The organism is Rhodococcus sp. FG69 (genome assembly GCF_057808915.1).
This window is the reverse complement of the sequence record NZ_JBMDIX010000028.1, coordinates 26,812-53,799: the sequence shown is the minus strand read 5'-3', so window position 1 is coordinate 53,799 and position 26,988 is coordinate 26,812. Positions and strand designations below refer to the sequence as shown.

24 protein-coding genes are annotated in these 26,988 nt (G+C 64.4%); 11 read left to right on the top strand and 13 right to left on the bottom strand.

The features are described 5' to 3' along the window. Positions 1–2: 2 nt before the first annotated feature. Genes ACODSO_RS20285 through ACODSO_RS20270 form a run of 4 tightly spaced genes read left to right on the top strand, consistent with a single transcriptional unit; the run spans position 3 to position 4,379 of the window. Complete coding sequence (locus ACODSO_RS20285) at positions 3–1,607, top strand: phytoene desaturase family protein (protein WP_489038523.1); 1,605 nt, start codon at positions 3–5, stop codon at positions 1,605–1,607. Then, positions 1,604–2,443 carry a carotenoid biosynthesis protein gene (locus ACODSO_RS20280; RefSeq protein ID WP_489038522.1) on the top strand — a complete coding sequence of 280 codons (840 nt, stop codon included), beginning with the start codon at positions 1,604–1,606 and terminating at the stop codon, positions 2,441–2,443. The genes ACODSO_RS20285 and ACODSO_RS20280 overlap by 4 nt, the downstream gene beginning before the upstream one ends. A 47-nt stretch (positions 2,444–2,490) precedes the next feature. Beyond that, positions 2,491–3,222, top strand: coding sequence for an LppM family (lipo)protein (locus tag ACODSO_RS20275; protein ID WP_489038521.1), 732 nt, complete (start codon positions 2,491–2,493; stop codon positions 3,220–3,222). Continuing rightward, the gene (locus ACODSO_RS20270; RefSeq protein WP_489038520.1) at positions 3,219–4,379 is read left to right on the top strand and encodes a glycosyltransferase family 2 protein; all 1,161 of its coding nucleotides are present in this window, start codon (positions 3,219–3,221) and stop codon (positions 4,377–4,379) included. Before ACODSO_RS20275 ends, ACODSO_RS20270 begins: the two co-directional genes overlap by 4 nt. Before the next feature lie 35 nt (positions 4,380–4,414). Here ACODSO_RS20270 and ACODSO_RS20265 read toward each other — a convergent pair whose 3' ends face one another. Then, positions 4,415–5,383: a methylenetetrahydrofolate reductase gene (locus ACODSO_RS20265; protein WP_489038519.1), complete on the bottom strand. Its 969-nt coding sequence runs from the start codon at positions 5,381–5,383 to the stop codon at positions 4,415–4,417. Positions 5,384–5,522: 139 nt separating this feature from the next. Here ACODSO_RS20265 and ACODSO_RS20260 point away from each other — a divergent pair, with 139 nt between their 5' ends. The 4 genes from ACODSO_RS20260 to ACODSO_RS20245 all read left to right on the top strand — a co-directional run bounded on the left by ACODSO_RS20260 (position 5,523) and on the right by ACODSO_RS20245 (position 11,010). After that, positions 5,523–6,647, top strand: coding sequence for a polyprenyl synthetase family protein (locus ACODSO_RS20260; RefSeq protein ID WP_489038518.1), 1,125 nt, complete (start codon positions 5,523–5,525; stop codon positions 6,645–6,647). Positions 6,648–6,679: 32 nt separating this feature from the next. Beyond that, complete coding sequence (crtI, locus tag ACODSO_RS20255; RefSeq protein ID WP_489038517.1) at positions 6,680–8,245, top strand: phytoene desaturase family protein; 1,566 nt, start codon at positions 6,680–6,682, stop codon at positions 8,243–8,245. 136 nt (positions 8,246–8,381) lie between these two features. Next, positions 8,382–10,022, top strand: coding sequence for an alpha-(1->6)-mannopyranosyltransferase A (locus ACODSO_RS20250; protein WP_068381422.1), 1,641 nt, complete (start codon positions 8,382–8,384; stop codon positions 10,020–10,022). Continuing rightward, entirely contained in the window at positions 10,015–11,010 is a 996-nt protein-coding gene (locus ACODSO_RS20245; protein WP_489038516.1) for a phytoene/squalene synthase family protein, read from the top strand. The genes ACODSO_RS20250 and ACODSO_RS20245 overlap by 8 nt, the downstream gene beginning before the upstream one ends. Here ACODSO_RS20245 and ACODSO_RS20240 read toward each other — a convergent pair. Continuing rightward, entirely contained in the window at positions 10,982–11,353 is a 372-nt protein-coding gene (locus ACODSO_RS20240) for an Rv2175c family DNA-binding protein (RefSeq protein WP_068381427.1), read from the bottom strand. The genes ACODSO_RS20245 and ACODSO_RS20240 overlap by 29 nt on opposite strands. Positions 11,354–11,503: 150 nt before the next feature. On the opposite strand from ACODSO_RS20240, the gene pknB reads away from it, so the two are divergent. Next, a complete protein-coding gene (gene pknB, locus ACODSO_RS20235; RefSeq protein ID WP_489038515.1) occupies positions 11,504–13,507 on the top strand; it encodes a Stk1 family PASTA domain-containing Ser/Thr kinase in 2,004 nt (667 codons plus the stop codon). A gap of 11 nt (positions 13,508–13,518) precedes the next feature. Here the strand turns inward: pknB and ACODSO_RS20230 are convergent, their stop codons facing one another. Together ACODSO_RS20230 and ACODSO_RS20225 are read right to left on the bottom strand one after the other, a co-directional pair. Next, positions 13,519–14,907, bottom strand: a complete 1,389-nt coding sequence (locus tag ACODSO_RS20230; RefSeq protein ID WP_068381455.1) for a class II 3-deoxy-7-phosphoheptulonate synthase — start codon at positions 14,905–14,907, stop codon at positions 13,519–13,521. 61 nt (positions 14,908–14,968) lie between these two features. Continuing rightward, a complete protein-coding gene (locus ACODSO_RS20225) occupies positions 14,969–15,454 on the bottom strand; it encodes a polyadenylate-specific 3'-exoribonuclease AS (RefSeq protein WP_068381467.1) in 486 nt (161 codons plus the stop codon). A gap of 86 nt (positions 15,455–15,540) precedes the next feature. On the opposite strand from ACODSO_RS20225, the gene ACODSO_RS20220 reads away from it, so the two are divergent. Then, entirely contained in the window at positions 15,541–16,803 is a 1,263-nt protein-coding gene (locus ACODSO_RS20220; RefSeq protein WP_489038514.1) for a glycosyltransferase 87 family protein, read from the top strand. 6 nt (positions 16,804–16,809) lie between these two features. Here ACODSO_RS20220 and ACODSO_RS20215 read toward each other — a convergent pair whose 3' ends face one another. The 6 genes from ACODSO_RS20215 to ACODSO_RS20190 form a co-directional block, all read right to left on the bottom strand. Next, positions 16,810–17,541, bottom strand: coding sequence for a lysophospholipid acyltransferase family protein (locus tag ACODSO_RS20215; RefSeq protein WP_068381458.1), 732 nt, complete (start codon positions 17,539–17,541; stop codon positions 16,810–16,812). A 118-nt stretch (positions 17,542–17,659) separates the two neighbouring features. Beyond that, entirely contained in the window at positions 17,660–18,634 is a 975-nt protein-coding gene (locus ACODSO_RS20210; RefSeq protein ID WP_489038512.1) for an ROK family protein, read from the bottom strand. Between the two features lie 77 nt (positions 18,635–18,711). Further along, entirely contained in the window at positions 18,712–19,173 is a 462-nt protein-coding gene (locus ACODSO_RS20205; protein ID WP_489038511.1) for a hypothetical protein, read from the bottom strand. Between the two features lie 15 nt (positions 19,174–19,188). Next, entirely contained in the window at positions 19,189–20,403 is a 1,215-nt protein-coding gene (locus ACODSO_RS20200) for an ArsA family ATPase (protein WP_489038545.1), read from the bottom strand. A gap of 35 nt (positions 20,404–20,438) precedes the next feature. Further along, positions 20,439–20,876, bottom strand: coding sequence for an SRPBCC family protein (locus ACODSO_RS20195; protein ID WP_068381462.1), 438 nt, complete (start codon positions 20,874–20,876; stop codon positions 20,439–20,441). Between the two features lie 124 nt (positions 20,877–21,000). Further along, positions 21,001–21,390, bottom strand: coding sequence for a polyketide cyclase / dehydrase and lipid transport (locus tag ACODSO_RS20190; RefSeq protein WP_489038510.1), 390 nt, complete (start codon positions 21,388–21,390; stop codon positions 21,001–21,003). Between the two features lie 133 nt (positions 21,391–21,523). Here ACODSO_RS20190 and ACODSO_RS20185 point away from each other — a divergent pair, with 133 nt between their 5' ends. Next, positions 21,524–23,341: an AMP-dependent synthetase/ligase gene (locus tag ACODSO_RS20185; RefSeq protein WP_489038509.1), complete on the top strand. Its 1,818-nt coding sequence runs from the start codon at positions 21,524–21,526 to the stop codon at positions 23,339–23,341. Positions 23,342–23,351: 10 nt separating this feature from the next. Here the strand turns inward: ACODSO_RS20185 and ACODSO_RS20180 are convergent, their stop codons facing one another. From ACODSO_RS20180 to ACODSO_RS20170, 3 genes are read right to left on the bottom strand one after another with little or no spacing between them, the layout of a single operon-like run. Next, positions 23,352–24,476 carry a glycosyltransferase family 4 protein gene (locus ACODSO_RS20180; protein WP_489038508.1) on the bottom strand — a complete coding sequence of 375 codons (1,125 nt, stop codon included), beginning with the start codon at positions 24,474–24,476 and terminating at the stop codon, positions 23,352–23,354. A gap of 13 nt (positions 24,477–24,489) precedes the next feature. Next, positions 24,490–25,827: a hypothetical protein gene (locus ACODSO_RS20175; RefSeq protein ID WP_489038507.1), complete on the bottom strand. Its 1,338-nt coding sequence runs from the start codon at positions 25,825–25,827 to the stop codon at positions 24,490–24,492. 6 nt (positions 25,828–25,833) lie between these two features. Further along, entirely contained in the window at positions 25,834–26,895 is a 1,062-nt protein-coding gene (locus tag ACODSO_RS20170) for a C40 family peptidase (RefSeq protein WP_489038506.1), read from the bottom strand. Positions 26,896–26,988 lie beyond the last annotated feature (93 nt).

The following is a 26,988-nucleotide window of genomic DNA, read 5'->3' as shown; positions in this document are numbered from 1 at the left end:
CGGTGATCGACGTTGTGGTTGTTGGCTCCGGCCACAACGCCCTGACCTCTGCCTGCTATCTCGCCGCCGCCGGTTTGTCCGTCGAGGTCCTGGAGAAGGATTCGATCGCGGGCGGCGGAGTGTCCTCCGTCGAACGTTTCCCCGGCCATCGCGTCGACAGGGGTTCGTCGGCGCACATCATGGTTCGTCATACCGGGGTCATCGAAGAACTGGCATTGTCCGACCACGGGCTGCGGTACATCGAATGCGACCCGTGGGCATGTGCACCGGGTGCACCGGGAACGGATGAGCCTGCCATCGTCTTTCACCGAGACCTTGACGCCACGTGCGAGTCCGTGGCGCGGGCGTGCGGCGGCGCCGATGCTCGCGCCTACCGTCGATTCGTCGACAAATGGGGACCTCGGAGCGCGCGGACGATGCGAGCATTCTCAGCGCCACCGTCAGGCGGCAATCTGCTTCGCTCGTTCTGGGGACTCGACGCCCCAGCCGGCGGCAGCGCTCTGTCTCGCGAATTCCTGACCACCGGCGACGCCCTGCTCGACGAGCTGTTCTCGTCCGAACGACTCAAGGCGGCGCTGGCGTGGTTCGGCGCTCAATCAGGTCCGCCGATGTCCGAGCCGGGAACGGCGCCGATGGTCGGTTTCGCTGCGCTGATGCACACTGTTCCGCCGGCTCGGGCGGTCGGTGGCAGCGGCGCGCTGGTCGAGGCACTGATATCGAAACTGCAGACGGACGGCGGCCAGGTCACGCTCGGTGACGCCGTCGAATCGTTGACGCCCTCTCTCGACCACTGGACTACGCGAACCCGATCGGGACGGATGGTTCGCAGCAAGATGGTCGTCGCGGGATGCCACATCCTGACCACGTTGGACCTCTTGGCGGCCGGTGGTCACGATCCTCGGCAGATCGAATCTTGGCGTCGAGGAATCCGCGTCGGTCCGGGACTCGGGATGGCCGTCCGCCTCGCGACGTCAGCACTCCCCCGGTACCCGGGTGCCGAGTCCGCGACCTCGGGCCTGCAACTGCTCGTCCGTGACCGCGCCCAGTTGCGTCTCGCTCACGGCAGCGCTCTCGCCGGCGAGTTGCCCCCACAGCCAGCGGTTCTCGGAATGTCTTTCACCGCAATCGAACCCAGTGTGGCACCGGAGGGCGAGCATCAAATTTCGCTATGGTCGCAATGGCACCCGCATACTTTGTCGGGGGGAAGGCAGTGGCGCAACTCCGAGAACGACGTGCATCCGGGCGACCTCGCCGAAACCGAGGCCGACCGAATCGTCGATCAGCTGGAGTCGTACGCTCCCGGCTTTCGCGAATCGGTACTGCACCGGCATGTTCAGTCGCCCACGGATATCGAACGCGAACTGGGGATGATCGGAGGAAATATCATGCACGTGGAGATGTCGTTGGACCAGATGATGATGTGGCGCCCGATTCCACAGCTTGCCCAGCACCGGGTCCCGGGCGCTCGCGGGCTCTATCTCACCGGCGCATCGACTCACCCGGGCGGCGGCGTCTCGGCCGCGAGTGGACGAAGCGCAGCAAGAATCGCTATCGCGGACAGCCGTGCCGGCCGTGTCCGTCGCTGGCTCGGCGAACGCGTCCGATGAACAAGGTTGTCGTTGCCCTTGCCGGATGTGCGATCGGTGCGCAGATCGTCTACCCACTCGTGTCAGGGTCGGCCCGTGACTTGGTCACTGTCGCCGTCGTCGGTTTCCTGGCTGCGGCCGCAATCACGCACGCCGTGGTTGCGCGCGGCCCGAAGTGGGCTGCCATCATGTTCGTCGTCACTGCCGGCATCGGTCTGGCAGCGGAGATGGTCGGCACGGCAACCGGGTTTCCGTTCGGGAGCTACTACTACGCCACCGACCGCCTCGGGCCAGGAATCGTCGGCGTACCTGCGGTGGTTCCGCTGGCATGGACTGCCGGTTTCTACCCGGTCTGGTGTGCGGTGACCTACGTGTTGAAGAGAACTGGCGCATCCCCGACGAAGACTGCGATCCACCGGGTGATCTTCACGGCCATCGGCATGGTGGGTTGGGACCTGTACCTCGACACCCAGATGGTGACCGACGGGCAGTGGACGTGGACGTCACCGATCACCGGACTGCCAGGCCTACCGTCGATTCCGATCAGTAACTACTTCGGATGGTTCCTGGTTGCGCTGCTGATGGCCGCGATCCTGGAGGCCGTCACGGAACGCGACACTGCAGCTCCGCTCCGTCCGACGCGCCGGATGCAGCCCACGGAGTCCGACACCGTACCCATCGTTCTCTTCGTGTGGACCTGGCTTGGATCCGCGCTCGCGCACGCCGTTCTGCTTACCGGACCCGAGCTGCGGTTCTCTGCCGTATACGGGTTCGTCGTCATGGGAGTCGTCGGCGTCCCGCTGCTGTGGGCGTGGATCCTCGAACGGAGATCGAGCCCGGCCACGCCTGTGCTCTGAGCACCTCCGTGACGTCGAAGCCGTCGCTCGTCTGGCACGATGTCGCTGTGCAGTCGACATCCTGTGAAGGTAGATCCCGTAACCGTCGCCGACTACTGTCCGCGTTCGCGCTGGCACTGTTCATTGCGCCGCTACTGACCGGTTGCCTCCGGGCGCAGGTGTCGATGGGCGTCTCGGCCGACGATCGGGTCTCGGGTCAGATTGTCGCGGCGACAATACCGACTTCGGATTCCGACACCGGACCTCAGTTGACTGCGCCGTCGTCGCTGGCGAACAAGATTCGTGTCAGCGAGTACCGGCAGGATGGGTACGTCGGCAGCGAGGCGCGATTCAGCGACCTGTCCTTCGGTGACGTGCAAACCCTCGGCTCGATGTCCGAGCAGGCGATCGGAAGCTACCAGTTGGTGCTGCAACGGTCCGGCGACACGGTGACTCTCGACGGCAAGGCGGACCTGCAGTCCGTTCCGGTCCAAGGCACCGACGTGCAGTTCACCATCGCCTTTCCCGCTCGGATAGGGACGACGAACGGCACTCGCGACGGCGACAACATCATCACCTGGAAGCTCCCCGCGGGTGAAGTGACATCGATGCGTGCCGAGGTCAACTACCCGGATCCGAACACCCGCAGCTTCGCGGGGTGGGCCGGAATCGTGGGCGGCGTCACCATCGGCGTTGCCGCGATCGTCGGCGCTATGGCCTGGGTGACGCGCAATCCTCCCGTCCGACGCCGGGATTCGGCGACCTCGGAGACAGTTCCGAGTCGCGACACTTCTGCGTGATCGATGTCGCGGTGCTCACGCGCCGGGCAGTCGTGGCCGGTGCCGTCCTGTCCGGCTTGTCCGCGGCGACGACCATCGTCAATGCACGCACGCTACGCGCACTTCAACGTCCCGACAGAGACGCCGATGCCTCCATCGTCGTGTGCATACCGGCCAGGAACGAAGCCCCGAGACTACCGAACCTGCTCCGCGACCTGCGCGACCAAACCCAGTGCCGCCGACTGCGCGTCATCGTTCTCGACGACGGGTCGACCGACGGCACGTTCGATGCCGCCGCCTCCGTGATCGGATCGGACCCACGATTCCGTCTCGTTCGTTCCGAATCCGACCCCCCTGCCGGGTGGACCGGCAAGGCAGCCGCATGTCGCACGCTCGGCGAACTCGCGTTCGCCGAGCCCATCGACTGCATAGCGTTCGTGGACGCCGATGTCCGACTCGAAACGAGCGCAGTCGCAGCCGCGGTAGCGGAGTTGCGTTCCAGCCGAGCAGCTCTTGTCAGCCCGTGGCCGAGACAGGAGACCGGCACCCTCGCCGAAGCACTCGTGCAGCCGTTGCTGAGCTTTTCCTGGATGTCGACTCTTCCCATTCGCGCAGCCAACGCGTCATCCATGCCGTCGACGGTGGTGGCCTGCGGACAATTCTTGATGTTCGACGCGGCGGCCTATCGCTCGATCGGCGGGCACGACTGCGTCGCGAACAGTCCGACCGAGGACCTCGATATCGCGCGCGCCCTGCGCCGATCAGGGGAACGCACCGTGCTGGTGTCCGGCGGCGGGTTCGTTCGCTGCCGCATGTACGACGGCTGGTCGGCTGTCCGCGACGGATATACACGCTGGTTGTGGAGTGCCTACGGAGGGCCGGTAGGATCTACCGCAGTTCTCGGCACGATCTCGCTGGCCTATCTCGCCCCGCCCCTAGCTGCCGTATTCGGAGCGGGGGCGACAAGAGCATGGGGAATCGGCGGCTATCTCGCCGCCGTCGCGGCGCGAGTGGTGTCCGCACGCGCAGAATCAAGGGCCGAAACCTCGCTGCTCCGGACCACGATCGTCTCGACAGCGCATCCGCTCTCGGTCGCGATCTACGGCGCGCTCACCGTGAATTCGATGCGACGACACCGAAACGGATCGACCAGATGGAAGGGAAGGCCACTACTTTAGGCCCCACCACCGGCCCAGTCGATTGCGAGGGGCGCTCAGACCCTCGCTGCGCAGAGACCGAGATTGGCCAGAACCTCACGAGTAGCCCGCGCGAAGTTCAACGTGATGAAGTGCAGCGCCGGAGCACCCTCGGCGATGAGGCGCTCACCCATCTCTGTCGCCAAGGCGATGCCGACTTCACGCACCGCTGCCCGGTCTTCCTCAGGCCCGGTCCCTGCTGCCGCAGTGAAACGGTCGTCGAGCGACTTGGGAAGTGCGGAACCGGACAGTGCAAGCGCGCGACGGACGGTACGCAGCGACGTGATCGGCATGATCTCAGGAATGATGGGCTTCGCACCCTGCTCCGGATCGCACGCCACCACTCGATCGCGCAGGCGCAAGTAGTCGTCGACATCGAAGAACATCTGCGTGATCGAGTACTCGGCGCCCGCACGAAGCTTGTCCACCAGAACTCGCGTGTCCTGGTCGAGATCGACCGCGCGATAGTGCCCCTCGGGGAACGACGCGACACCGACATGGAAGTCGCCCAGCTCTCGGACGAGACTGACCAACTCCTCCGCGTACTCCACACCCTCCGGGTGCTTCTCCCAATGCCCGAGGGGATCACCCGGTGGGTCGCCGCGGAGCACGAGGATGTTCGAGATTCCGCGGTCTGCGTAAGCGCCGACCATCGACCGGAGCTCGTCGACACTGTGCGACACCGCGGTGAGGTGGGCGACCGGCAGCAAAGTCGTTTCTTCTGCGATCTGTCCGGTGACACGCACCGTCCGATCGCGCGTCGACCCACCGGCGCCGTAGGTCATGGACACGAATGCGGGCCGCATCTGCTCGAACTCGCGCACCGCACGCCACAGTCTGGCCTCCGCGGCCTCGTCCCGAGGAGGTGAGAACTCCACCGAGAAAGGAATCGGCGCCGACGCATCAGTGCGCAGACGGTCGACTATGGAGGGAGTTCGAGTCTCCCACCCGTCGCTCGACCGCCCCCTGACGGCATCGAATGTCACTGCCTCATCATAGGTTCCTCTGCAGACACCGGCGACGACGACCCAGCACCGACGGTGCACGCCACGTCGGCAGCTAAAGTTGAAGAGCATCCACGCACTTTCGGATCGACTGGAGGATCTCCTGTCCGGGAAACTGACCATGGCTCAATCCACCGACCCACACGGTCGACTCGTCACCGCTGTCGCGGGTGGCACGTCGACACCACGTGAACTCGTCGAGTCGGCACTGATCGAGTTCTTCGAATCCAGGAGCGAACATGTTGCCGTCGTGGGTGGTGGCTACGTAGCGGCGGTCGAGGAGCTGACCGAATTCGTCCTCCGTGGCGGCAAGCGCATTCGTCCTGCCTTCGCCTGGACCGCGTGGCTCGGCGCGGGAGGCGACCCTGCAAGCGGCCAGGCGGTTTCGGTGATCCGTGCGTGCTCGGCACTCGAACTGGTTCAGGCGTGCGCGTTGATCCACGACGACATCATCGACGCCTCGATCACCCGGCGTGGGTTTCCCACAGTCCATATCGGCTTCGCCGACCGCCACCGTGATGCAGGGTGGTCCGGCTCCTCCGCCCGCTTCGGCGAATCGGCAGCGATTCTGCTAGGCGATCTCGCGTTGTGCTGGGCCGACGACATGCTCCGGGAATCCGGAATCGACGCCGATGCGGCCACTCGGGTCTCGCCTGTCTGGTCGGCGATGCGAACCGAGGTACTCGGTGGTCAGCTCCTCGACATCGAGGCCGAGGCCGGTCTGGACGAGTCGGTGGAGGCTGCCATGAGGGTGAACCGCTACAAAACTGCCGCATACACCGTGGAGCGCCCGCTTCATCTCGGCGCCGTACTCGCCGACGCATCCCCCGACCTGATTTCCACGTACCGCTCGTTCGGCACGGACATCGGTATTGCATTCCAGCTTCGGGACGATCTGCTCGGAGTGTTCGGCGACCCTGCGGTCACCGGAAAGCCATCCGGCGACGACATCCGCGAGGGCAAGCGGACCGTGCTGATGGCGACGGGTATGTCCCGTGCTGACGAGGCCGATCCTCGATCCGCGGCTCTGTTGCGGACGAGCCTCGGCGACGCGCACCTCGACGAGGACGGAATCGGCCGAGTGCGAGCGGCCCTGACCGACGTGGGAGCCGTCGCCGACGTGGAGCGACGTATCTCGGACCTGACCGAGCGGGCGATGGCAACACTGGACGCGGGTGCCGTGGAAACACAGGCAGCGAGTCGACTACGACACATGGCGATCGCCGCAACGCAGCGAACGTACTGACATTGATCGGCTGGAAACGACGAAAGGCTGACGTGCGTTCCATCAGCGGACAGACTGACTCCATCGTAGTGGTAGGGGCGGGCCTCGCCGGACTCTCGGCAGCCCTACACCTCATCGGCGCGGGCCGAAACGTCACGGTCCTGGAGCGAGAGGACACGGTCGGCGGCCGAGTCGGGGTGTACCCCGTGCCCGGCGACGACGGTTCGATTCTCTACGAGATCGACAACGGTGCAAGCGTTCTCACGATGCCCGATCTCATCGAATCTGCTCTCGCCGCCGTCGGAGAATCCTTCGACACGGTCTCACCGAAGATCTCGCTGAGTGCACTGTCGCCGAGCTACCACACGCGCTACGCCGACGGCACCTCCATCGACGTCTATTCCGACCCCGAGGCGATGGCAGAGGAAGTCGCAAAGAAGTGCGGCGCTGCTGAAGCGGAAGGGTATCGGGCGCTTCGGCAGTGGCTGGCGTCGATCTTCGACGCGGAGTTCGACCGCTACATCGATTCCAACTTCGACTCTCCCCTCGATCTCGTCTCCTCGTCTGCTGCGCTGCGCGACACTCTCACCCTCACCCGACTCGGCGGTTTCGGCCGACTCGGCCCTCGGGTGGAGACATTCTTGAAGGACGAGCGGTTGCGCCGCGTGTTCACGTTTCAAGCGCTCTACGCGGGTATGGCTCCGGCCAAAGCCCTTGCCGTGTACGGAGCGATCGCCCACATGGATACCTCGCTAGGGGTGTACTTCCCGGCAGGCGGGATGGCCTCCATTGCCGCCGGGATGGCCGACGCGGTGACCCGAAACGGTGGGACTGTGGTCACCGGCGCCGCCGTGTCCGACATTCAGGTCGAGGGAGGACGAGCAACTGCAGTACGCACGAACGACGGCATCGACTACGTGTGCGACGCAGTTGTCCTGACTCCGGATCTACCGGTCGTCGACGCCCTGCTCGACCGTGCGGGTGTGTCGTCTCGCGGTCGACGACGTGGATACGGGACCGTGTCACCGTCGGCTGTCGTGTTTCACGGAACGGTCCCCACTCGCATCACCGACACGTGGCCATCGAAGTCGCATCACACGATCGACTTCGGTGCGGAATGGGCGTCTACGTTCGCGCGGATCACAGCTCGCCGGGGGCGGGGCGCGCTCATGGAAGACCCTTCACTGCTCATCACTCGGCCTGCAGTGACCGACGCGTCGCTTCTCGTCGAACGTGGCGGCGAGCCCTGCGAGCCGGTGTCTGTGCTGGCACCGTGCCCGAACCTCGGCAGTGCACCATTCGATTGGCCTCGACTGCAGGATCCTTACGTCCGCGAAATCCAGCAGGAGTTGGAACGGCGCGGGTACCCAGACGTAACGACCATGACCGTGGATCGCGTGGATACGCCGCAAACGTGGGCCGACCGCGGAATGCTCCTCGGTAGCCCGTTCTCCTCGGCTCACGTCTTCCGCCAGACAGGCCCGTTCCGCAGACAGAACGTCGTTCGAGGACTCGACAACGTGGTCCTGGCCGGATCGGCCACGACACCAGGCGTCGGCGTGCCGACCGTGCTCGTGTCGGGCAAACTGGCCGCGGAGCGCATCTACGGCACACCGTGACATACCGGCGGGGACCGGGATGGTTCGGATCCACTAGGTCTACCCACTAAACTGACTGCGGCCATCGACTGTGAACCCCCCGTTCACCCGTCGTCCGCCATCACCGCGCGACACCGAGAGGAGGATGAATACCGCGATGTCCTCGGTCCAGGGTCCTGCAGCATCCGGCACAGCCGGGTCCGACCCGAGTCACGACACCGCGTCACCCTCCGCAGAGCCGAGCAGGTCCTCTGTTCGACATCTGTCCCTGTTCCTGCGCAGCCCAGAAGGGCACGCCGCGGTTCTGGGTATGGTCGGCGCCGCGCTCATCACCTTCGGTGGCTTCGGCGCAGGCAGTGTGAGGCGTCAGGACCCGCTGCTCGAAGCCATGCATCTGTCATGGCTTCGTTTCGGTCATGGTCTCATCCTCTCCAGCATCATCGTATGGCTCGGCGTCGTTCTGATGATCGTCGCCTGGGTCCGACTCGGGCGAGCGACCCTCGGCGGTAGAACCACCGTTCGAGAGATCGGATGGGTCGTACCCGCGTGGACAGCACCGCTGCTGCTGGCGGTACCGATGTTCAGTCGCGACGCGTACTCCTACCTCGCGCAGGGTGCACTGCTCCGTGACGGATTCGACCCGTACGCCGTGGGCCCAGTTGCCAACCCCGGAATTCTTCTCGACAACGTCAGCAATGTCTGGACGACGACGACCGCACCGTACGGCCCCCTCTTTCTTCTTCTCGGTCGGGCGATCACGAGCATCACCGGTGACAACGTGATTGCAGGCACGATGCTGCTGCGCCTCACCATGCTTCCCGGGCTCGCACTGATGGTGTGGGCTGTTCCAAGGCTGGCGTCTCACATGGGCGGCAAGCCGGCGATCGCACTGTGGCTGGCAGTTCTCAATCCGCTCGTCCTCATTCACCTCATCGGTGGAGTACACAACGAACTGCTGATGGTCGGCCTCATGACCGCCGGGATCGTGCTGGTTCTCGAGCGACGGCACGTCGGCGGAATCGCGCTCGTGGCCGTCGCGGTCGCGATCAAGGCGACCGCCGGCTTGGCACTTCCGTTCATGGTGTGGATCTGGATGATTCACGAACGCGACAAAGCCATCGCCGAGAACAGAAAGCCGATGTCTCCCATCCGGTCGTTTGCCAAGACAGCCGGCACCGGCGCCGGCGTGTTCGCCGCCGTCTTCGTGATGTCGTCCGTGATCGCGGGCGTCGGGATCGGCTGGCTCACAGCATTGTCCGGGTCGACCAAGATCATCAATTGGCTGTCGCTACCGACGATCCTCGCGCACCTGGTCACCGTCAGCACCTCGTGGTTCCTCGACTTGCGCCTCGGCCCTGTCCTCGAGGTGACGCGGATGCTGTGTGCGGTCGCACTGGCCATCATCATCGTCACAACCTGGTGGCTCTACCGCAGAACCGAACGCGACGCGGTCAAGGGGATCGTCATCGCCCTGGTAGCGATCGTTGTCCTGTCGCCGGCTGCGCTGCCGTGGTACTACTCGTGGCCGCTGGCGCTGGCAGCGGGCTTTGCCCTCTCGACGAGAACACTGATGATCCTCGTCGGTCTGTCCGCGTGGCTGATGCTCGTCTTCCGGCCCGATGGTTCCATAGGGCTCTATACGGTTGCCCACGTCGCGCTCGCGACGTTCGCCGCGGTGGTGGCCGCCTTGTCGTTGACGCGGGTGGACCCGCTGCGGCTGCGCGGGAAACCGTCGACATCGGCCGAACATGACGAGCAACGCGCCGATCCGCAGAGGAGTACGTCCGACCGTGGGTGAACTCGACGCCATCGACCCGTCGCTGCATGCTGCTTACCAGCTATGCCGTGACCTGAACGCCCGTCACGGAAAGACCTATTTCCTGGCCACACGGCTTCTGCCGGTGGACAGGCGGGCCGGGGTGCACGCCCTGTACGGATTCGCGCGCATGGTGGACGACATCATCGACGTCGATGTCGACGGCTCGCTCACGGAGGCGCCCTCAGCCGACGTCCACCTCGCCCCGGCCGACGAGCGCGCAGGCGCGGAGGTCGATGTGCTCGAGCAGCGTGTCCGGGCGGCACTGAACGGTGAGACGCTCGGAAGCAGTCCCTCGGACCAGGTACTGCGAGCATTCGTCGACACTGTCGAGCGCTACCGCATCCCGCACGAGTACTTCTATGCGTTCTTTCACTCGATGCGGATGGACATCCCGGGCACAGACGTCTTTCGGTCTCGATACCGCACCATGTCGGAGCTGTCCGAGTACATGTATGGATCTGCAGCGGTCATCGGTCTGGAGATGCTTCCGATCCTGGGCGCTACGAGCGCGGACGCCCAAGCGCCCGCAGCCGCACTGGGCGAGGCATTCCAGTTGACCAACTTCATCAGGGACATGGGCGAAGATCTCGACCGCGATCGCATCTACTTGCCGACGGAGGAACTAGCCGCGTTCGGCGTCGACGAGGAGCTCCTTCGATCCTGCCGTCTTCGGGCCCGGACGGACCAGCGAGTGGACCGCGCTCTGGCTCATCTGATCGCACACACTCGGGCGATCTACCGCATCGCCGAGCCCGGTATCGAGCTTCTGGATCCGCGAGTCCGCCCCGGCATGCGCACCGCCCTCCTGCTGTACGGCGGCATTCTCCGCGAGGTCGAGGACGGCGGCTACCGTGTGTTGTTCGAACGGGCACGGGTGTCGCGCGTGCGACGTCTGTCGGTAGCCGGTCCTGCTCTCGTGGCCACCGGGTGGAACGCGCTCAGAACGCCATCGCCTGCGCGCGCCTGATCACCTCGCGCATGAGATCTCCGTGCATCGCGTCGATGGGCCGCCCGGGGAGACTGTCGTCCGATTCGAACAGCCACTTCAGGATCTCTTCGTCGTCGAACCCTCCGTCGTGCAGCACGGCAAGGAGACCCGGAAGACCTTTGACGATCTGTCGGCCCGAGGCGTTCAAGAACACCTCGGGAACACCGGGTACGCGATTGCGCTTGACGGCGAGCAGTTGGCGTTCGCGCAGCATCTGCTCGACCCTGGACTTGGGTACGTCGAGGATCTTGCTCACGTCGATCAGCTGCAGCAGCGAGACGGATGGGTCCAAGACGTCGTCGGAGTAAGGGATAGTGCTCACTGCAGTAACGTTAACGGGTTGGCTCTCGGATACGAAAAGCACTGCCCCGACGCGCAGCGTCCGAGACGAAGGCGATATCTATCCTGGCTACCATCACGTAGGTAGCGCCTCGAATTCCCTGCTCCAGCGTTACCTCAGGAGGTTGACGAAGTGATATCCGGAGGATCCGTGTCTGCGGGTTCGTTGCTGGATCGGCGCTACCGCATCGACGCCCCCATCGCGCGCGGCGGCATGTCCACGGTCTATCGGGCACTCGACACCCGACTCGATCGGCCGGTCGCCGTCAAGATCATGGACCCCAAGTTCGCCGCGGATCCCCAGTTCGTGGCTCGATTCGAATTCGAAGCCAGGGCGGTGGCCAGGCTCAACAATCCCGGACTCGTAGCTGTCTACGACCATGGACGCGACGGCGAATACGCCTTCCTCGTCATGGAGTTGGTCGAAGGCGGGACGCTGCGTGAGCTACTGCGCGAACGCGGGCCCATGCCCCCACATGCGGCCGCAGCCGTCATCCGTCCAGTATTGGACGCGCTCGGGACAGCCCACCGAGCAGGCCTGGTCCACCGCGATGTCAAACCCGAGAACATCCTCATCTCCGACTACGGGGACGTCAAGATCGCCGACTTCGGACTAGTCCGTGCGGTTGCCGCGTCGAACGCCACCTCCAGTTCCGTGATTCTCGGCACAGCGGCGTACTTATCCCCCGAACAGGTCACGACCGGATCCGCCAACGCGGGCAGCGATGTATACGGCGTCGGCGTCGTCCTGTTCGAGTTGCTCACAGGTCGAACCCCGTTCAGCGGAGACACCTCCTTGTCCATCGCGTATCAACGGATCGACAACGACGTCGCTCGTCCCAGCAGCCTCATCTCGGGCGTGCCGCACGAGTTCGACGAATTGGTCTCCCGGGCGACGAATCGCGATCCAGCGAGCAGATTCCAGAATGCCGACGAGATGGCCCGTGCACTCCGCGCCGTGTGCGCGCGCCTCGAACTACCCGCGTACCGCGTACCGGCACCGCGGCGATCCGCCGAGCATCGAAGCGCCGCTGTCCTCGGAGCGCCGACGACGTTCGCAGGAGATCGCAACGCCGAACCTCCGGCGCCGCGGACACAGGCGGTAGCAGCACCGGTGTCCTCGGACGCCGGGCTCCACCACACCCGCGTACAGACCGCCCCGACCGCACGCGACAGTGCGCCTGCGCCGGACGTGGTTCCACCGCACACCGTCGGCCGCCGCCACTACGAGTTTCCGGATTTCGACGCGGACCGACAGCGCTCGCGACGAGCGATCGTCATCTGGTTGACCGTCGTGGCCGTGCTTGCCGCGCTCGTCGGAGTCGGCGGCTGGTGGATGGGTTCCGGTCGCTACACGACGGTTCCCGAGGTAGGGGGTCTCGATCTTCTCGGCGCCGAAAGCGCGCTGGAGGCAGCAGACCTGGCCAGCGCGACACGTGGAACCTACTCCGACACAGCGCCGTTGGATTCGCTCGTCGGAACCGACCCGACTACCGGCTCGCGCGTCCCGAGAGGCGATACGGTCTATCTGCTGGTCTCCCTCGGAGCACCCAGCGTCCCGGACATCGCGCCCGGCATCTCCGTCGGCGACATGCAGGAGCTGTTGCGCGAGCGCACCTTCGACCCTGTCGACGGCGGCGAGGCCTTCAGCACCACGGCCCCGATCGGCGGAGTAGCGGCGCTCGACCCGCCGCCGGGCACCGAACTCTCGGTCGGCGACACCGTGAAGATTCTGCGTTCCAAAGGTGCTCCCCCGGTCGATGTCCCGGACATCGCCGGCATGTCGACCGACGAGGCCACCGCCGCCTTGGCTTCCGTCGGGATTTCGGTGGAAGGGACCGACGTCGCATTCGATGAGGACACCGACGGTGGCAAGGTCACCGGCACGTCGCCGGAGATCGGCACGAGCGTGACCGCAGGAAGCAGCATTCGACTTCAGGTATCCAACGCGATCTCGGTGCCTTCGTTGCTCGGCCGATCGGTCGCCTCGGCACGCGAGACCTTGGAGCGTCTCGAACTCGGCGTGCAAGTACGGCAGGTGTTCGACACCGACGGCTCCCTCGTCGTCTCGCAGAACCCAGGGCCGGGAAGCCGAGTGGCCCCGGGGTCCACTGTCACTGTCGTGTCGCTACCGTGACCGGGCGACGATCAGCCCCGGAGCATCTCGGCTACCAGGAACGCCAGTTCGAGTGACTGCTGAGTGTTGAGCCGCGGATCACACGCCGTCTCGTAGCGTCCCGCGAGATCGAGATCGGAGATTTCCTGCGCCCCACCGAGGCATTCGGTGACGTTGTCACCGGTCAGTTCCACGTGCATTCCACCGGGATGGGTGCCGAGGCTGCGATGGATCTCGAAGAAACCCTGAACCTCGTCGACGATCCGGTCGAAATGCCGAGTCTTGTATCCAGTGGAGGCCTCGTGCGTGTTTCCGTGCATGGGGTCGCATTGCCAGATCACCTGGTGGCCGGTCGCCTGCACCTTCTCGATGATGGGTGGGAGCAGCTCACGGATCTTGCCGTTGCCCATCCGCGAAATCAGCGTCAACCGCCCCGGCTTGTTGGTCGGATCGAGCCGCTCGACGTACTCGACAGCCATATCGGGTGTGGTCGACGGACCGATCTTGAGACCGATCGGGTTGTGAATGAGTTCCGCGAGCGCGATGTGTGCGCCGTCGAGCTGCCTCGTTCGATCGCCGATCCACAGAAAGTGAGCCGACAGGTCGTACAGCTTGGGGTGATCCGCGTCGGCGTTGTCGAGACGAAGCATCGCACGCTCGTAGTCGAGAACGAGTGCTTCGTGGCTGGCGAAGATCTGCGCAGTGTGCAGATTCGGGTCGTTGACACCGCACGCGTCCATGAACCGCAGCCCGCGATCGATCTCCCCCGCCAACGCCTCGTACCGAGCACCGGCAGGCGAGCTCTGAACGAACTCGCGATTCCAGTCGTGCACCTTGTGCAGGTCGGCCATTCCCGCGCCGGTCAGCGCGCGAACGAGGTTCATTGCAGCGCTCGCGTTTGCGTACGCACGCACGAGTCGCGACGGATCATGGTGGCGCACAGCCTCGTCGGCCACCAGCGAGTTGACCATGTCGCCTCGGTACGACTTGAGACCCAGCGCGTCCACATCGGACGACCGCGGCTTGGCGTACTGCCCGGCGATCCGGCCGACCTTCACCACAGGCATGCTGGCGCCGTACGTGAGCACGACTGCCATCTGCAGAAGCGTCCGGATATTGCCCTTGATGTGCGGTTCGGTGTTGTCGACGAACGTCTCGGCGCAATCGCCGCCCTGGAGCAGAAATGCCTCTCCCCGCGCGACGGCCGCGAGCTGATCCGACAGCGACTCCACTTCGCCGGCGACAGTGATGGGGGGCACACTCTCGAGCACCTTGCGCATGTCCGCTGCCTGCGCCGGATCCCAGGAAGGCTGCTGCGCCGCCGGCTTCGCCAGCGCGTCGTCGAGCTGCTGACGCAACACCCCCGGCAGCGGCGGAAGGTCGGGCAAGCGCTCGATGGGTACGTCGACAGTCCAGTTCACCGGTACAGGATATTCGTTGTCGATCCGGTGACAGCGCGCGGCACCCTCGTCCTGCGGTCGGTCAGCTCGCCGCGGACTCGACGGCTTGGAACTTGGCAAGGTTGTGACGCGCATCGGCGAGCGCATCATGGGCGTCGTCAGGTGCGGGCGGCAAGTACGGACTGCCACAGTCCTCCCAGTATTGACGCAGCTCACGGGTGAACCTCGGCAACGATCGCGGCAAGTCGGTCATCGAACCCCACAGTTGGCACAATGCAACATGGTCGTATGCGGCCATCCAGGCCCACAGTTCGACGTCGGCGCCTGGAAACGGGACGAGAAAGTCGAGCAACTCGTCGCGGATTCGCGCTCTGCTCTTCCAGAGCGGTGACGAGTACGGTGGCAGCTTGGGAAGAACGTTGCGTCGAACCCATTTTCCTGCGCGCTCGGGGTCGAACTCGGAGGACACAGCATAGAACTCACGACCATCCTCGGAGACCACAGCGATCGAGACCAGCTCGATTGTGCGACCATCCTCGATGAACTCGGTGTCATAGAAGTAACGCACGCAGGACACACTATCCCGGCGCGACGACTCGACCAGCACGAGTGTCGACCGACCCGGGGGCCGAGACACAAGAAGAAGGAACGACGTTGACGACACCCGAGACGACTGCGCATCCGCAGGCGCCCAGGCGCACCCTCCCGCCTGCGGTACTCGTGATCGCCTGCGTAGTGATCGCGCTGGCATCGCTCGCAGGCATCGCATACAACATTTTCGGCCTGCCGCCGCTTCGGGAACTGACGTCCCTGGGTAACTACTACCGTATCGATCTCGACGTTTACCGACTCGGCGGCGGAGTGTTCGCCTCCGGTTCGCCGCTGTACGGAGAAATGCCGCCGACTCAGTTGGGCAATACGCTGCCGTTCACGTACCCGCCCATCGCGGCCGTGCTGTTCAGTTCGCTCTCGGCCGTATCGCTGTACTCGGCGGGCATCCTGGTCACCACGTTGTCCCTGACGCTACTGTTCGCGACGATCGTTCTCACCCTCCGGTCCCTCGGGTACGCGCCTCGAACTCTGCTGTTGTGGGCAGCAGGCGGCATCTTCGCCATCTCACTCGTTCTGGAACCGGTGTTCTCCACTCTCGACTACGGTCAGATCAACATCATGCTGATGGCATTCGTCGTCGCTGACTGTCTGCCGCGCAAGACGCCCTGGCCCCGCGGCGTACTCATCGGATTCGTCGCCGCGGTCAAACTGACGCCCGCCGTTTTCGTTTTGTTCTTCCTGCTACGCAAAGACTTTCGTTCCGCTGTGATCTCGGGACTGAGTTTCGCCGCGTTCACGGCCCTCGGATTCCTGGCGACATTTTCCGATTCCGTCACGTACTGGACCGACACCCTCATCGATTCGGACCGGATCGGCCGACCCGCCTACGCGGCGAACCAGAGCATCACCGGCGTACTCGCTCGGTTCGGACTCGACGACTCGCTGCGGTCCGTTCTGTGGATCCTGCTGTCGTGCTGCCTACTTGCCATCGCTGCCGTAGCCATGCGCTCCGCGTTCTCAGCCGGCCAGACTGCGCTTGCTCTCGGTGTCAACGCGATGTTCGGCCTTCTCGTCTCACCTGTGTCGTGGTCACATCACTGGGTATGGGCGGTGCCGTTCATCGTTGCGCTCGGCACGCTCGCATTCCGCCGACGTAGCTATGCCGTACTGGCATTCGTCGGGGTCGGCGTCGTGCTACTTCATTTCGCGCCGCATTGGCGGCTGGCCGGCGGCCGCTCCTCGGGCCTCGGTTGGCCTGTGTGGGACCAGCTGGCGGCATCGTCCTACGTGTGGTGGGGCGTCGCGGCACTCTTCGTGGTGGCGTTCACGCCGTTGCGGAGTGTCTCTTCCGTTTCGAAGTCGTAGAACGTCTCAGCTGGCCCGGGTGTGAGGAATCCGCTCGGGGCCGTCCGACGTAGCCGTCGGTGCCGGGGCGGTCTTCTTGAGTGAGGCGGCATAGACGTCGACGTACTCCTGACCGGACAGCAGCATCAAGTCATACATCACCTCGTCCGTGACAGCGCGTTCGACGAATCGATTACCCGCCATGCCCTCGAAGCGCGAGAAGTCGATCGGCTTGCCGATTTTGATCGTGATCTTTGCCGGGCGCCATACCTTCGAGCCGATTGGGTTCATCTTGTCGGTGCCGATCATCGCAACGGGTATCACCTGCACACCGGTCTTCAATGCCAACCGGGCCATTCCGGTCTTGCCCTTGTACAGACGTCCGTCGGGTGAGCGGGTTCCTTCAGGGTAGATGCCGAGCAGCTTGCCTTTTTCGATCACGCGCGCACCGGCATTGAGCGCGTCCTGCGCTGCATCTGCACCGGTTCGGTCGATCGGAACCTGGCCCACCGCGGTGAAGAACCACTTCTGGAATGCACCCTTGAGGCCAGGCCCGGTGAAGTACTCGCTCTTCGCCAGAAAAGTGATGCGGCGCTGCACCTTCAACGGCAGATAGAACGAATCGAGGACGGCCTGGTGATTGCTCGCCAGAATCACCGGCCCCCGAGCCGGAATGTTCTCGAGCCCCTCGACAGTAGGTCTACCCAGAGCAATCAGAATGGGACCGATGAGGACGTACTTGAACAGCCAGTACCACATGGCGTCCTTCCTGATCAGAGAAAGTGTTTCGGCGAGCGTTGGCCAAGGGAAACTGTACCTACCGTTTATGACCCCAGCCACATCAATCGCGGTACGGCGACAGAGTTCACATTTCGCGTCAGCGTGACGACGCCGAAAACGCAGACCTCGCCAGATCTGCGGCGCCGATCATGCCCGCAGCTTCACCGAGCTGAGTCGCTCGAATCCGGGCGAGCGGACGATGCCCTGCGCCCGTCACCAGGCGCGCGCAGTGCTCGGTGGCTTCGTTCAAGAACTGACTCGACGAGGTGGCGACGCCACCTGCGATCACAATTAGATCAGGGTCGTAGATATCGCTCACCATCGCGAGCCCGACGCCGAGCCATCGGGTGAAGTCCTGCATCGTCCGAAGGCCGATCTCGTCACCGTCCTGCGCCGCCGAGGCTATACGCCGACCGGTCAACGAACCCGGGTCGAGGAACACGTCGCGGGCGAGGATCGTGGACGACCCCTGATCGGCGGCCAACATTTCCACCGCGGTGTCCACGAGAGCTGTTCCACTGCAGTACCGTTCCCAACAACCGCGCTTTCCACAAGGACACGCGCGTCCGTCTGGAACCACCTGGATGTGCCCGAGTTCCGGTGCGACGCCGTAACTTCCGCGATAGATTCGACCGTCGATCAAGAGCGCTGCACCGATGCCCGTCCCGATTGCAACCATGACGACATTGCGACCATCGGCTGCGGCACCGAACCGATATTCCGCCCAGGCGGCCGAGTTGGCGTCGTGTTCCAACAACACGGGAAGTCCGATTCGATCGCTCATCCGACGCGCAACCGGGCTGTTGACCCACGGCAGGTGTGGGGCGAATCTCACCGACTTCTGGTCCGAGTCGACGAATCCCGCCACAGCCAGACCAACCGCCGAGACGGGGTGCCGATCCGCAAGCTCGCGGACTACGCGCTCCAGCCCTTTCTCGAGCGCCGAAGCCGTATGCGGAGTTGGCGACTGAGTCGAATCGATGACCTGACCCGAAGGATCGACGACCGAGGCCCGCAAGCTCGTGCCACCGACGTCGATACCGATCGTCAGAGATCCTTGCCGCCGTTTCATTGTCCGACCTTTCTCGGCCGTCCCCCACGGCATACCGATCATTGCTCTCCGACCAGGATTCGAACAGGACCTGTTCGTCAGTGCCCTGTTTTCGGCGTGGTCGGATCTTTCACGGTAACCGTAATCGGTACGAACTTTGCTCGTCGAACTATCGGGTCATCCGTGTCGTGCGCAATATCCGGGTCGGAACTGTGGAACGCATCACTAGTCGGGGCGTCATCGCCCTCGGGATCGGGGTTGTTCGATCCCGCCGCATCAGCGGCCGAAGACGGACTACCTGTCGACTCGGCATGATCGCTCATCAGTTGACGCAGCAGCGCGACAACCGAGGCGCCCTCCGTTGCCACCACAGTGAGCAGGTCGTGCTGCTCCCCCCGCATCAGAGCCGCCAGCGCGCATACCGGGCACCAACTGCACCCTTGCTGTGGACGTTGCTGTTGGTCTTCTACTGCCTGGCGCAGCACAGGCTCGAGTCGTGTGAGCACCGTTTCGGCGAGTGCCCAGAGCTCAGCAGCAACGTCGGAATGCCGGTCAACCATCTATTCGCCCGCCCCTCACGCCGGCCACACCGACGGATCCGGGGCGAAGCGGACAACCAGCGTCGCGTCCTCGAACTCTGCGCCGACCACAATGCACCTACGCAGAACCGACGCCAGACGTACCCGACGACGGATCCCGTCCGCCCCGACTATCACATCGTCCTCGACACGACCGAGGGTCAACGTCGTCGGATCGACCAGAGGAAGAACCATGGTCATCGTGTAGATCGACTCCAACCCCGTACCCGACTCGTGCGCGACGGCCGGCTCGTTCACACCGGCGCGTTCGTGCACCTGTGTGGCGCCCACCCGCGCCGCGAGACTACCCAGACCCGGCAACCCTACCGGCTCGTGAGCGGACTGCTCCACGACGACCAGCGACATCCCGGCTGCCATGATCTCGACTTCTCGCAGAACTTCTTGCTGCGCCGACCTCCACCCCTCGAACCAGAATACTGCGGGATGGACTCCGACGAGGCCTACCGATGCCGAATTCAGCATGGGCAGAACCTTGTTGACCATGACGGTGTCGACAGGAAGGCCGGTCAGGGCGGCGGCCGACATGGTTCGACGCGCTTCGGCGATGCCCACCCGCTCCGGCGTGAGGACGATCGTCGCCGACGTTCTGGCGCGGTCGAACACTAGCTCGCGAACACTGTCGGCCGAAGCGACGACGCTCTCGACCATGGCCACTACTACTGTCAACCGCGGGTCGGTTCCGGTGCCGGCAACGATGCGGTCATGCCGCGGCCACAGCCGTTCGAGATACCCACACACAAGATCGGGCAGCTGCAACGTGCGCACCGAGTCCGCCGTCGGAGGAAGGTCGACGAATACGGTGTCCCAACGATTTTCGTCGACGAGCTCGACGATGCGATGGAGACCGAGAAGTTCCTGAACGCCCGGCGCACCCACGATTTCCGCGGGGTCGATGGCGCCGAACCTGACCCCGTGTTCATGACCTGTCCCCGACAACGCCAGAACGTGCGCGAGCGCGGTGTACCTCGCTACTACAAGGGCAAGAGTATCGAGCTCGAGTACGTCCAAACCCTGCTCGATCGACACCACCTCGGCTGTGTCGGCGCGGTGGGCGTGCATTCCGAGGACGTCCGCCACCGAGTGCGCCTGATCGAAGGACACGACAAGCGCACGCCGTCCGGACCGCGCGTGGTCGAGCGCTGCTTTGACGGCAAGTGTCGTCTTGCCCGCACCGCCCTTGCCGACGAACAGTCGGACCGCAGTGTGGGCCTCGGCGCGGGCCTCGGTCAGCCTTCGACTCGCTTCTTCAGTTCCTTGAGCGCCGTATCGGTGATGACCTTCTCGGCCTTGCGCTTGAACAGCCCGATCATCGGGATGTTCAAGTCGACGGCCAGCTCGTAGGTGACCTCGGTTCCGCCGTCGGCGTTCTCTTTCAGCGAGTAGGAACCTGTCTGGGACTTCTGCATCTCGCCAGACACCAATTGCCAGGAGACGGAGTTGCCGTCCGGTGCCCACTGATAGCTGAGCTCGTAGGTGTCTTTCACCATTCCTGCGTCGAGCACGAACTTGACCCGCTCCGCACGCCCATCGGCGCCGGTCGCCAACACCTCCACCGACTTTGCGGCCGAAACCCAGGTCGGATACGCGTCGAAGTCTGCGATCACGTCCATCACACGCGTGGATGGAGCGTCGACCGTGATCGACCTCTGAGTTCTCTCGGCCATCCTGTTACTCGGTGTCCCTTCTGTTCTCGCGGTCTCCGGCCCGGGAACATACCCGACGAGCCGATCTCTAGTCATTCATCTCACACGATGGCCGATGGACGCACAACGGGCGCCGCACCACCGATCAGGGGCGGGCGTGTTGCGGCCGCTCGCCTGCAGCGCGCCCCGCCTCCAGCCCTCGTTTGAGCTCGAACGCCATGACCTTCCCCGCGGCCCGGCGCTGCCGGTTCTCGGCTGCGAGATCAACCGTTCTCGCGCCCGCAGGCTCGGCGTGGAGGAAGTAGTGCAGGATGACGCCGTCGAGCACCGAGACGGGTTCGAGCCACACCTCCATCGTTCCCGTCAATGCTCCATCGACCGCCCACCTGATGCCCTTGTCGGCACGATCGTCGGTCACCACGAGGCGTAGGTCCGGCCACCAGACACGCCAGCGAGCCGGATGCGACAACGCCTCGGCGACCACCGAACCAGGTACAGCGACGAAAGTCTGATCCGCAACTTGGATACTGCTCATCGGATGAGCTTCACACATCGACCGGTCCGCGCGTACACGAGGCGGTCGAACGTCCCACCGGCTCGGGTCTACAGTGAGACGAATCCGAGCTACTCGTGAGTAGAGCTAACCTTTTCTTTTCCTGGAGGTCACCGTGCGTGAGTTCACATCGCCCGCCGTATTCGTCGTCGAAAACAGCGAGTCGGCCGTCGACACCGTGTTCACACGCGCATCGAACGCCCCGAACTCGGTTGCGTTTCGCCGACTCGTGAACGGCTCCTGGTCCGACGTCACCGCAGCGTCGTTCGCAGCCGAAGTAGTCAAGGTCGCCAAAGGACTGATCGCCGCAGGAGTGCGTCAGGGTGATCGCGTCGCCCTGATGTCGTCGACCCGCTACGAGTGGTCGATCATCGATTACGCGATCTGGGCATCCGGCGGCGTCACCGTGCCCGTCTACGAAACCTCCTCGGCAGGCCAGGTGGAGTGGATCCTCTCCGACGCCGACCCCGTCCTCCTCGTACTGGAGACCGACAGACATGTCGCCGACACCGCCGACGTCGTAGCCGCCCACTTCCAGCGCTCCACCGGCTCTGCACACACCTTCCGCATCGACGGCGACACCCTCGATTCCGGCGCTATCGCCGAGCTGACTGCATTGGGAGCGGACACATCCGACGATGAAGTACACGCGCGGGTTGCTGCGCTTCGCTCGTCGGATCCGGCAACCCTGATCTACACATCCGGGACGACCGGCCGACCCAAGGGCGTGCAGCTGACCCACGCCAATCTGCTCGCGGAATCCCGCGGCATCCGCGAGACATCGTTGAACGCTCTGCTTCGTCCTGGCAGCCGAACCTTGATGTTCCTTCCGTTGGCCCACGTGCTGGCCCGCGCCGTCACCATCGCTGCCTTCGATGCCGGCACCGCCGTCGGTCATACCAACGACATCCCGAACCTCGTCGCGACTTTCGGCACTTTCGCACCGGACTTCATTCTGTCGGTTCCGCGTGTATTCGAGAAGGTGTACAACACCGCCAAGCAGAAGGCGCACTCCGACGGCAAAGGCAAGATCTTCGATGCTGCAGCGGATACCGCCGTGGCCTGGAGCGAGGCCCAGGACGGCCGCGTCGGAGCGGTGTTGCGCATCAAGCACGCCGTGTTCGACAAGCTCGTCTACGCGAAGCTACGTGCCGCTCTCGGAGGCCAGTGTCAGCTCGCCATTTCGGGCGGCGCCCCGCTCGGTGCACGTCTCGGGCACTTCTACCGAGGCATCGGTGTGCCCATCTACGAGGGCTACGGCCTGACCGAGACCAGCGCTGCGTTCGCGGTGAACACGATCGGGAATCAGCGCGTCGGCAGCGTCGGGCGCCCCTTGCCCGGCAACACCGTTCGGATCGCCCAGGACGACGAGATTCAACTCCGCGGACCCGTGGTGTTCTCGGGATATTGGCGCAACGAAGAAGCAACGGCAGAGTCCCTCGACGACGGGTGGTTCCGCACCGGTGATCTCGGATCCGTCGACGAAGACGGCTACATCACCATCACCGGCCGCAAGAAGGAACTCATCGTCACGGCAGGCGGAAAGAACGTATCGCCTGCCGGGCTGGAGGACCAGTTGCGGGCGCACGCTTTGATCAGCCAGGCCATTGTCGTCGGCGATCAGAAGCCGTTCATCGGCGCGCTGGTGACACTCGACGAGGACGCCTTGTCGGGTTGGAAAGCCGCGCACGGTAAACCGGCCGACGCCACCGCTGCCGATCTCGCGAAGGACGTCGATCTCATCGCCGAGATCGACGCGGCAGTGGCCGAGACCAACAAGTCCGTCTCGCATGCGGAAGCCATCAAGAAGTACCGCATTCTTCCCGGCGATTTCACCGAAGAGTCCGGCGAAATGACACCGACGATGAAGCTCAAGCGAAACGTGATCGTCAAGTCGTACGCAGACGAGATCGAGGCAATCTACGCCCGGTGATGCCGCCCCACTAGAGCAGTGCGCGCAGCTTTCCGGCCAGAACATCCCAACGCCAACTCGTCTCGACCCAACGGCGGCCGGCGTGACCCATCGACGCCGCCAGTGCATGGTCGGACAGAATTCTCACGATGGCATCGGTGATCTGCTCGACCGATCGACCGTCGACCACAAGTCCGGTCTTGTTCTGCTGGACTGTTTCCGGTGCACCCCCGGATAGCCCGGCGACAACCGGGATTCCACACGCAGACGCTTCGAGGTAGACGATGCCGAGCCCTTCGACGTCCAAACCGGCTCCGCGCGTTCTGCTCGGCATGGCAAACACGTCGGCAATGGTGTGATGAGCAGCCAGTTCCGCGGAAGGTACCGTGCCGGTGAAGATCACGTGATCCTCGACACCTTCTTTTCGGACCAAGGCGCGAAGCGTTCCCTCGTAGGGCCCACCCCCCACGATGACAAGCACAGCGCCATCGATACTTGCGCGTATCCCCCGGATCGAACGGATCAGATAGTCCTGGCCCTTACGCGGCACCAACCGCGACAGGCACAGCACCGTCGGACGATCTCCCAGGCCATAACGCGCCCGCAACTCTTCACGTGCCGAGCTGTCGGGCTTGAACCTGTCGGTGTCCACCCCGGGCGGAACGTGTTCCAGAGCGGCTCGCGGGCCGAACGCCGACGCGAACCGCCCGCGGGTGTACTTGCTCACATACGTCACTGCATCGACGGAATTGCCGATGGCGCGCAAGGTCGCCCGGCCGCCGGGCACCATCGACCAGCCCACTTCATGGCCGTGCGTACTGGCGATCACGACATCGGCCCCGGCTCGGCGCACGACCGGCGCCATCACCGCCAGCGGTGCTGCCGCCCCGAACCACACCGACTCGCAGTCCAGCGACTTGACCAACGCGCATGCCCGTCTCGCGACAAATGGCGTCGGAAGCATCAAAGTCGTCGGATGGCGGACGACCTCGAACGGCTGTCGTGCGTCGAACTTGACATGGCTGTCGCCGCGCCACCGCGGTGCGTAGACCACCAACTCGTCGGCCGGAAATCGCGTGGCGAAGCTGTGGAGATACGACTGGATGCCACCGGGACGCGGTGGGAAATCGTTCGTCACCAGCAGGGTCCGATGCATGGGTCCACCGTAGTCAGGACGACTGTCGAAGTACCCACGACCCCCAGGCCTGCAGAAACTCTCCGGTGCTCAGTCCGGTAGCAGACTTCAGTCCGCTGTCGACCTCGGATGCGGTCTTCGGACCCGTGGCAAGCTGCTCGTAGAGACTTCGTAGCGCCGGTTCCCCGAACTGCGCGGCCGCGAAGGCGAACACGGACCACGCGGACTCGTACGCAAGCGTGGATCGGACGCCTCCTGCACCGAAGTCGGAGTCTTCCGGGAAGACCGTAGGAGGTCCGCCCTCGGCGACAACGCGGCTCAAAGTCGGTGCGACACGATCGAAATCGGCCCCTGAGCCACGGTAACCGGAGTAGTCGGCAAAGCCTTCGAGGACCCAGGTGGGCGAGCCGTCGACCGTGGCGGAGCGTGCCGCCACATGCGTCAGCTCGTGCCGCAGGACCGATCTGGTCGTCGTGTCGGTCAACCGGTCCAGCGCAGCTGCACTGAATACCACGCGTTGCCCTGTGACGGTCTGCCCCGGGACGACAGAGTCGGACACGGAGACCGCTGCGACGTCTGTTCCCGCTGTGGCGGGACCCGCCGACACTGCGAATTCCTCGACGGATCCGGAGGTGAAGATCAGCGCGGTCTGCGGCCAGTCGTGCCCGTAGAAGTCCGACACGGCATCGACTGCCGACGGCAATTCGCTCGCCACACGGTCGATCAACAGCGACTGATCGGGGTGTCCGAGAACCACTGATGTTCCCCCAGAAGTCGACACCGATCTCGCGATCACCGGCCCGAAGTCCCACGGACCACGCCATGTCGTTCGGTCGACGCCCGCAATGTCTGTGTCCGAGACGATCCGCCACTCGTCGTCACGTTGCGCGAGCAGCAGCGCCACCGGTCGCCGAGTGGGCGTCGTATCGGGCCCGGTCACCGCGTATCGCAGAACCACCGATGGCGCCCAGACGTCGGCAGCGTTCAGCGGAGTCGCGACCGCGGAGGGAACCGGCACTTCGGGTTCGTCGACGAGGTCGTAGCCCCAATCTGCGAGCGGGACGGACGCGAGATTGGCAGCTCGGCGGATCTCGGACCGCAGGAACTCGGGAGAGGCGGCTGGATCGATCGTCTTCTCGAGGGCCGCCACGTCGTTCGAACGGACGGCATCGGCCCACCGATGCAGTAAGTCCTCGACACCCTGGCGACGCTGTGCCTCGTACGGATTGACCGCGGTTGCCGTGGTGGGCTCCGTGTCCGTCACCGGATCGGTACTGCACGCCGACAGTCCGAGCAGAACGCTCAGTACAACGACGGCCAGGCGCGCCCAACGAGGCTTCTCAGCAGAGCGCTCACCGCGGATCGACAGCACCGAGTGTCAGTAGCGACGCGCGCCGTAGTACGGGAACGACGCCATGGACTGCACCTTCACCGGCACCCCGAAGGTCGATGCGTGGAGTACGTTGCCGTTGCCCGCGTACAACCCGACGTGGGACGCATCCGGGTAGAACAACACGACATCGCCCGGCTGGAGATCCTTCTGATCGATCGGTGTTCCGCCGGATGCCTGCGCCTGGCTCGATCTCGGAAGTGTCTTACCGACTTGCTTGTACGCCCACACGACGAGGCCGGAACAATCGAATCCATCGGGACCTGTCGCACCCCATACATAGGGCTTCCCGACCTGGGTCAGACCAGCCTGCAACGCTCCGGATCCCGAACCGGGAATGAGGTTCGACAAGATCTTGGACAGGTCGAAGCCCGGGGGCAACGGCGATCCCGCGAGGTCGGCCTGCTCGGAGCTGGACAGCGCGTTGAAACTCGCAATGACCTCCGCCATCTGCCCCTGCAGTTCGCTCTGCTTCGCCTGGAGGCCGTCGCTGACGACCTTGGCTTGTTCGGCAGCAATCCGGGCGGTCTCCGCTGCGGTGCGTGCTGCGTCCTCGGCGGCAGCGGCATCAGCTGTGGCCTGCTTGAACTGCTGCACCTGGCGAGCGGTTTCCGCCGAGATGATGTCGAGAGCCGACATCTGGTCGAGCAACTGCTGAGGTGAATCGCTGACCATGACGGCAAACAGTCGATTGGTGCGCCCACCCTGATAGTTGACGTTGGCGACTTTGTCGACAGCAGGCTTCAGTTCCGCGAGTGCAGCCTGCGCGCGCGTAAGGGCGTCCTGGTGCGAACCGACGGCGGCTTCGGCGTCCCGTTGCGCTGCTGTCTTCGCGTCCAGATCGATCTGGGCGTTGTGCATTGCCTCGGTGGTCTGCTCCGACTCACGGGACAGATCGGCCAGACGCGTCTGAGCATCGGACGAATTGTCGACGCCCGGCTGCGCGTTGGCCGGGATAGTCGGACCGACCACGAGACACGCCGCTAGCACTGCGGCTGCGAGAACGCTCCGCTTGGAGCGGGTGACGCGCTTGACTGTCGGTGTCGCCACGAGAAAGTGTGTCTCCGTTCTTGCTGTTGAACCGGCCAAGTGATCAGCGCAACCGGATGGACACGATCGAACTGCACCGGTGGAACGAACTTC

Coding starts and splice junctions, on each gene's coding strand:
- ACODSO_RS20280 (WP_489038522.1), top strand. CDS start 1,604: ATGAACAAGGTTGTCGTTGCCCTTGCCGGATGTGCGATCGGTGCGCAG.
- ACODSO_RS20260 (WP_489038518.1), top strand. CDS start 5,523: ATGGCTCAATCCACCGACCCACACGGTCGACTCGTCACCGCTGTCGCG.
- ACODSO_RS20250 (WP_068381422.1), top strand. CDS start 8,382: ATGTCCTCGGTCCAGGGTCCTGCAGCATCCGGCACAGCCGGGTCCGAC.
- ACODSO_RS20215 (WP_068381458.1), bottom strand. CDS start 17,541: ATGTGGTACTGGCTGTTCAAGTACGTCCTCATCGGTCCCATTCTGATT.
- ACODSO_RS20210 (WP_489038512.1), bottom strand. CDS start 18,634: ATGAAACGGCGGCAAGGATCTCTGACGATCGGTATCGACGTCGGTGGC.
- ACODSO_RS20205 (WP_489038511.1), bottom strand. CDS start 19,173: ATGGTTGACCGGCATTCCGACGTTGCTGCTGAGCTCTGGGCACTCGCC.
- ACODSO_RS20195 (WP_068381462.1), bottom strand. CDS start 20,876: ATGGCCGAGAGAACTCAGAGGTCGATCACGGTCGACGCTCCATCCACG.
- ACODSO_RS20190 (WP_489038510.1), bottom strand. CDS start 21,390: ATGAGCAGTATCCAAGTTGCGGATCAGACTTTCGTCGCTGTACCTGGT.
- ACODSO_RS20180 (WP_489038508.1), bottom strand. CDS start 24,476: ATGCATCGGACCCTGCTGGTGACGAACGATTTCCCACCGCGTCCCGGT.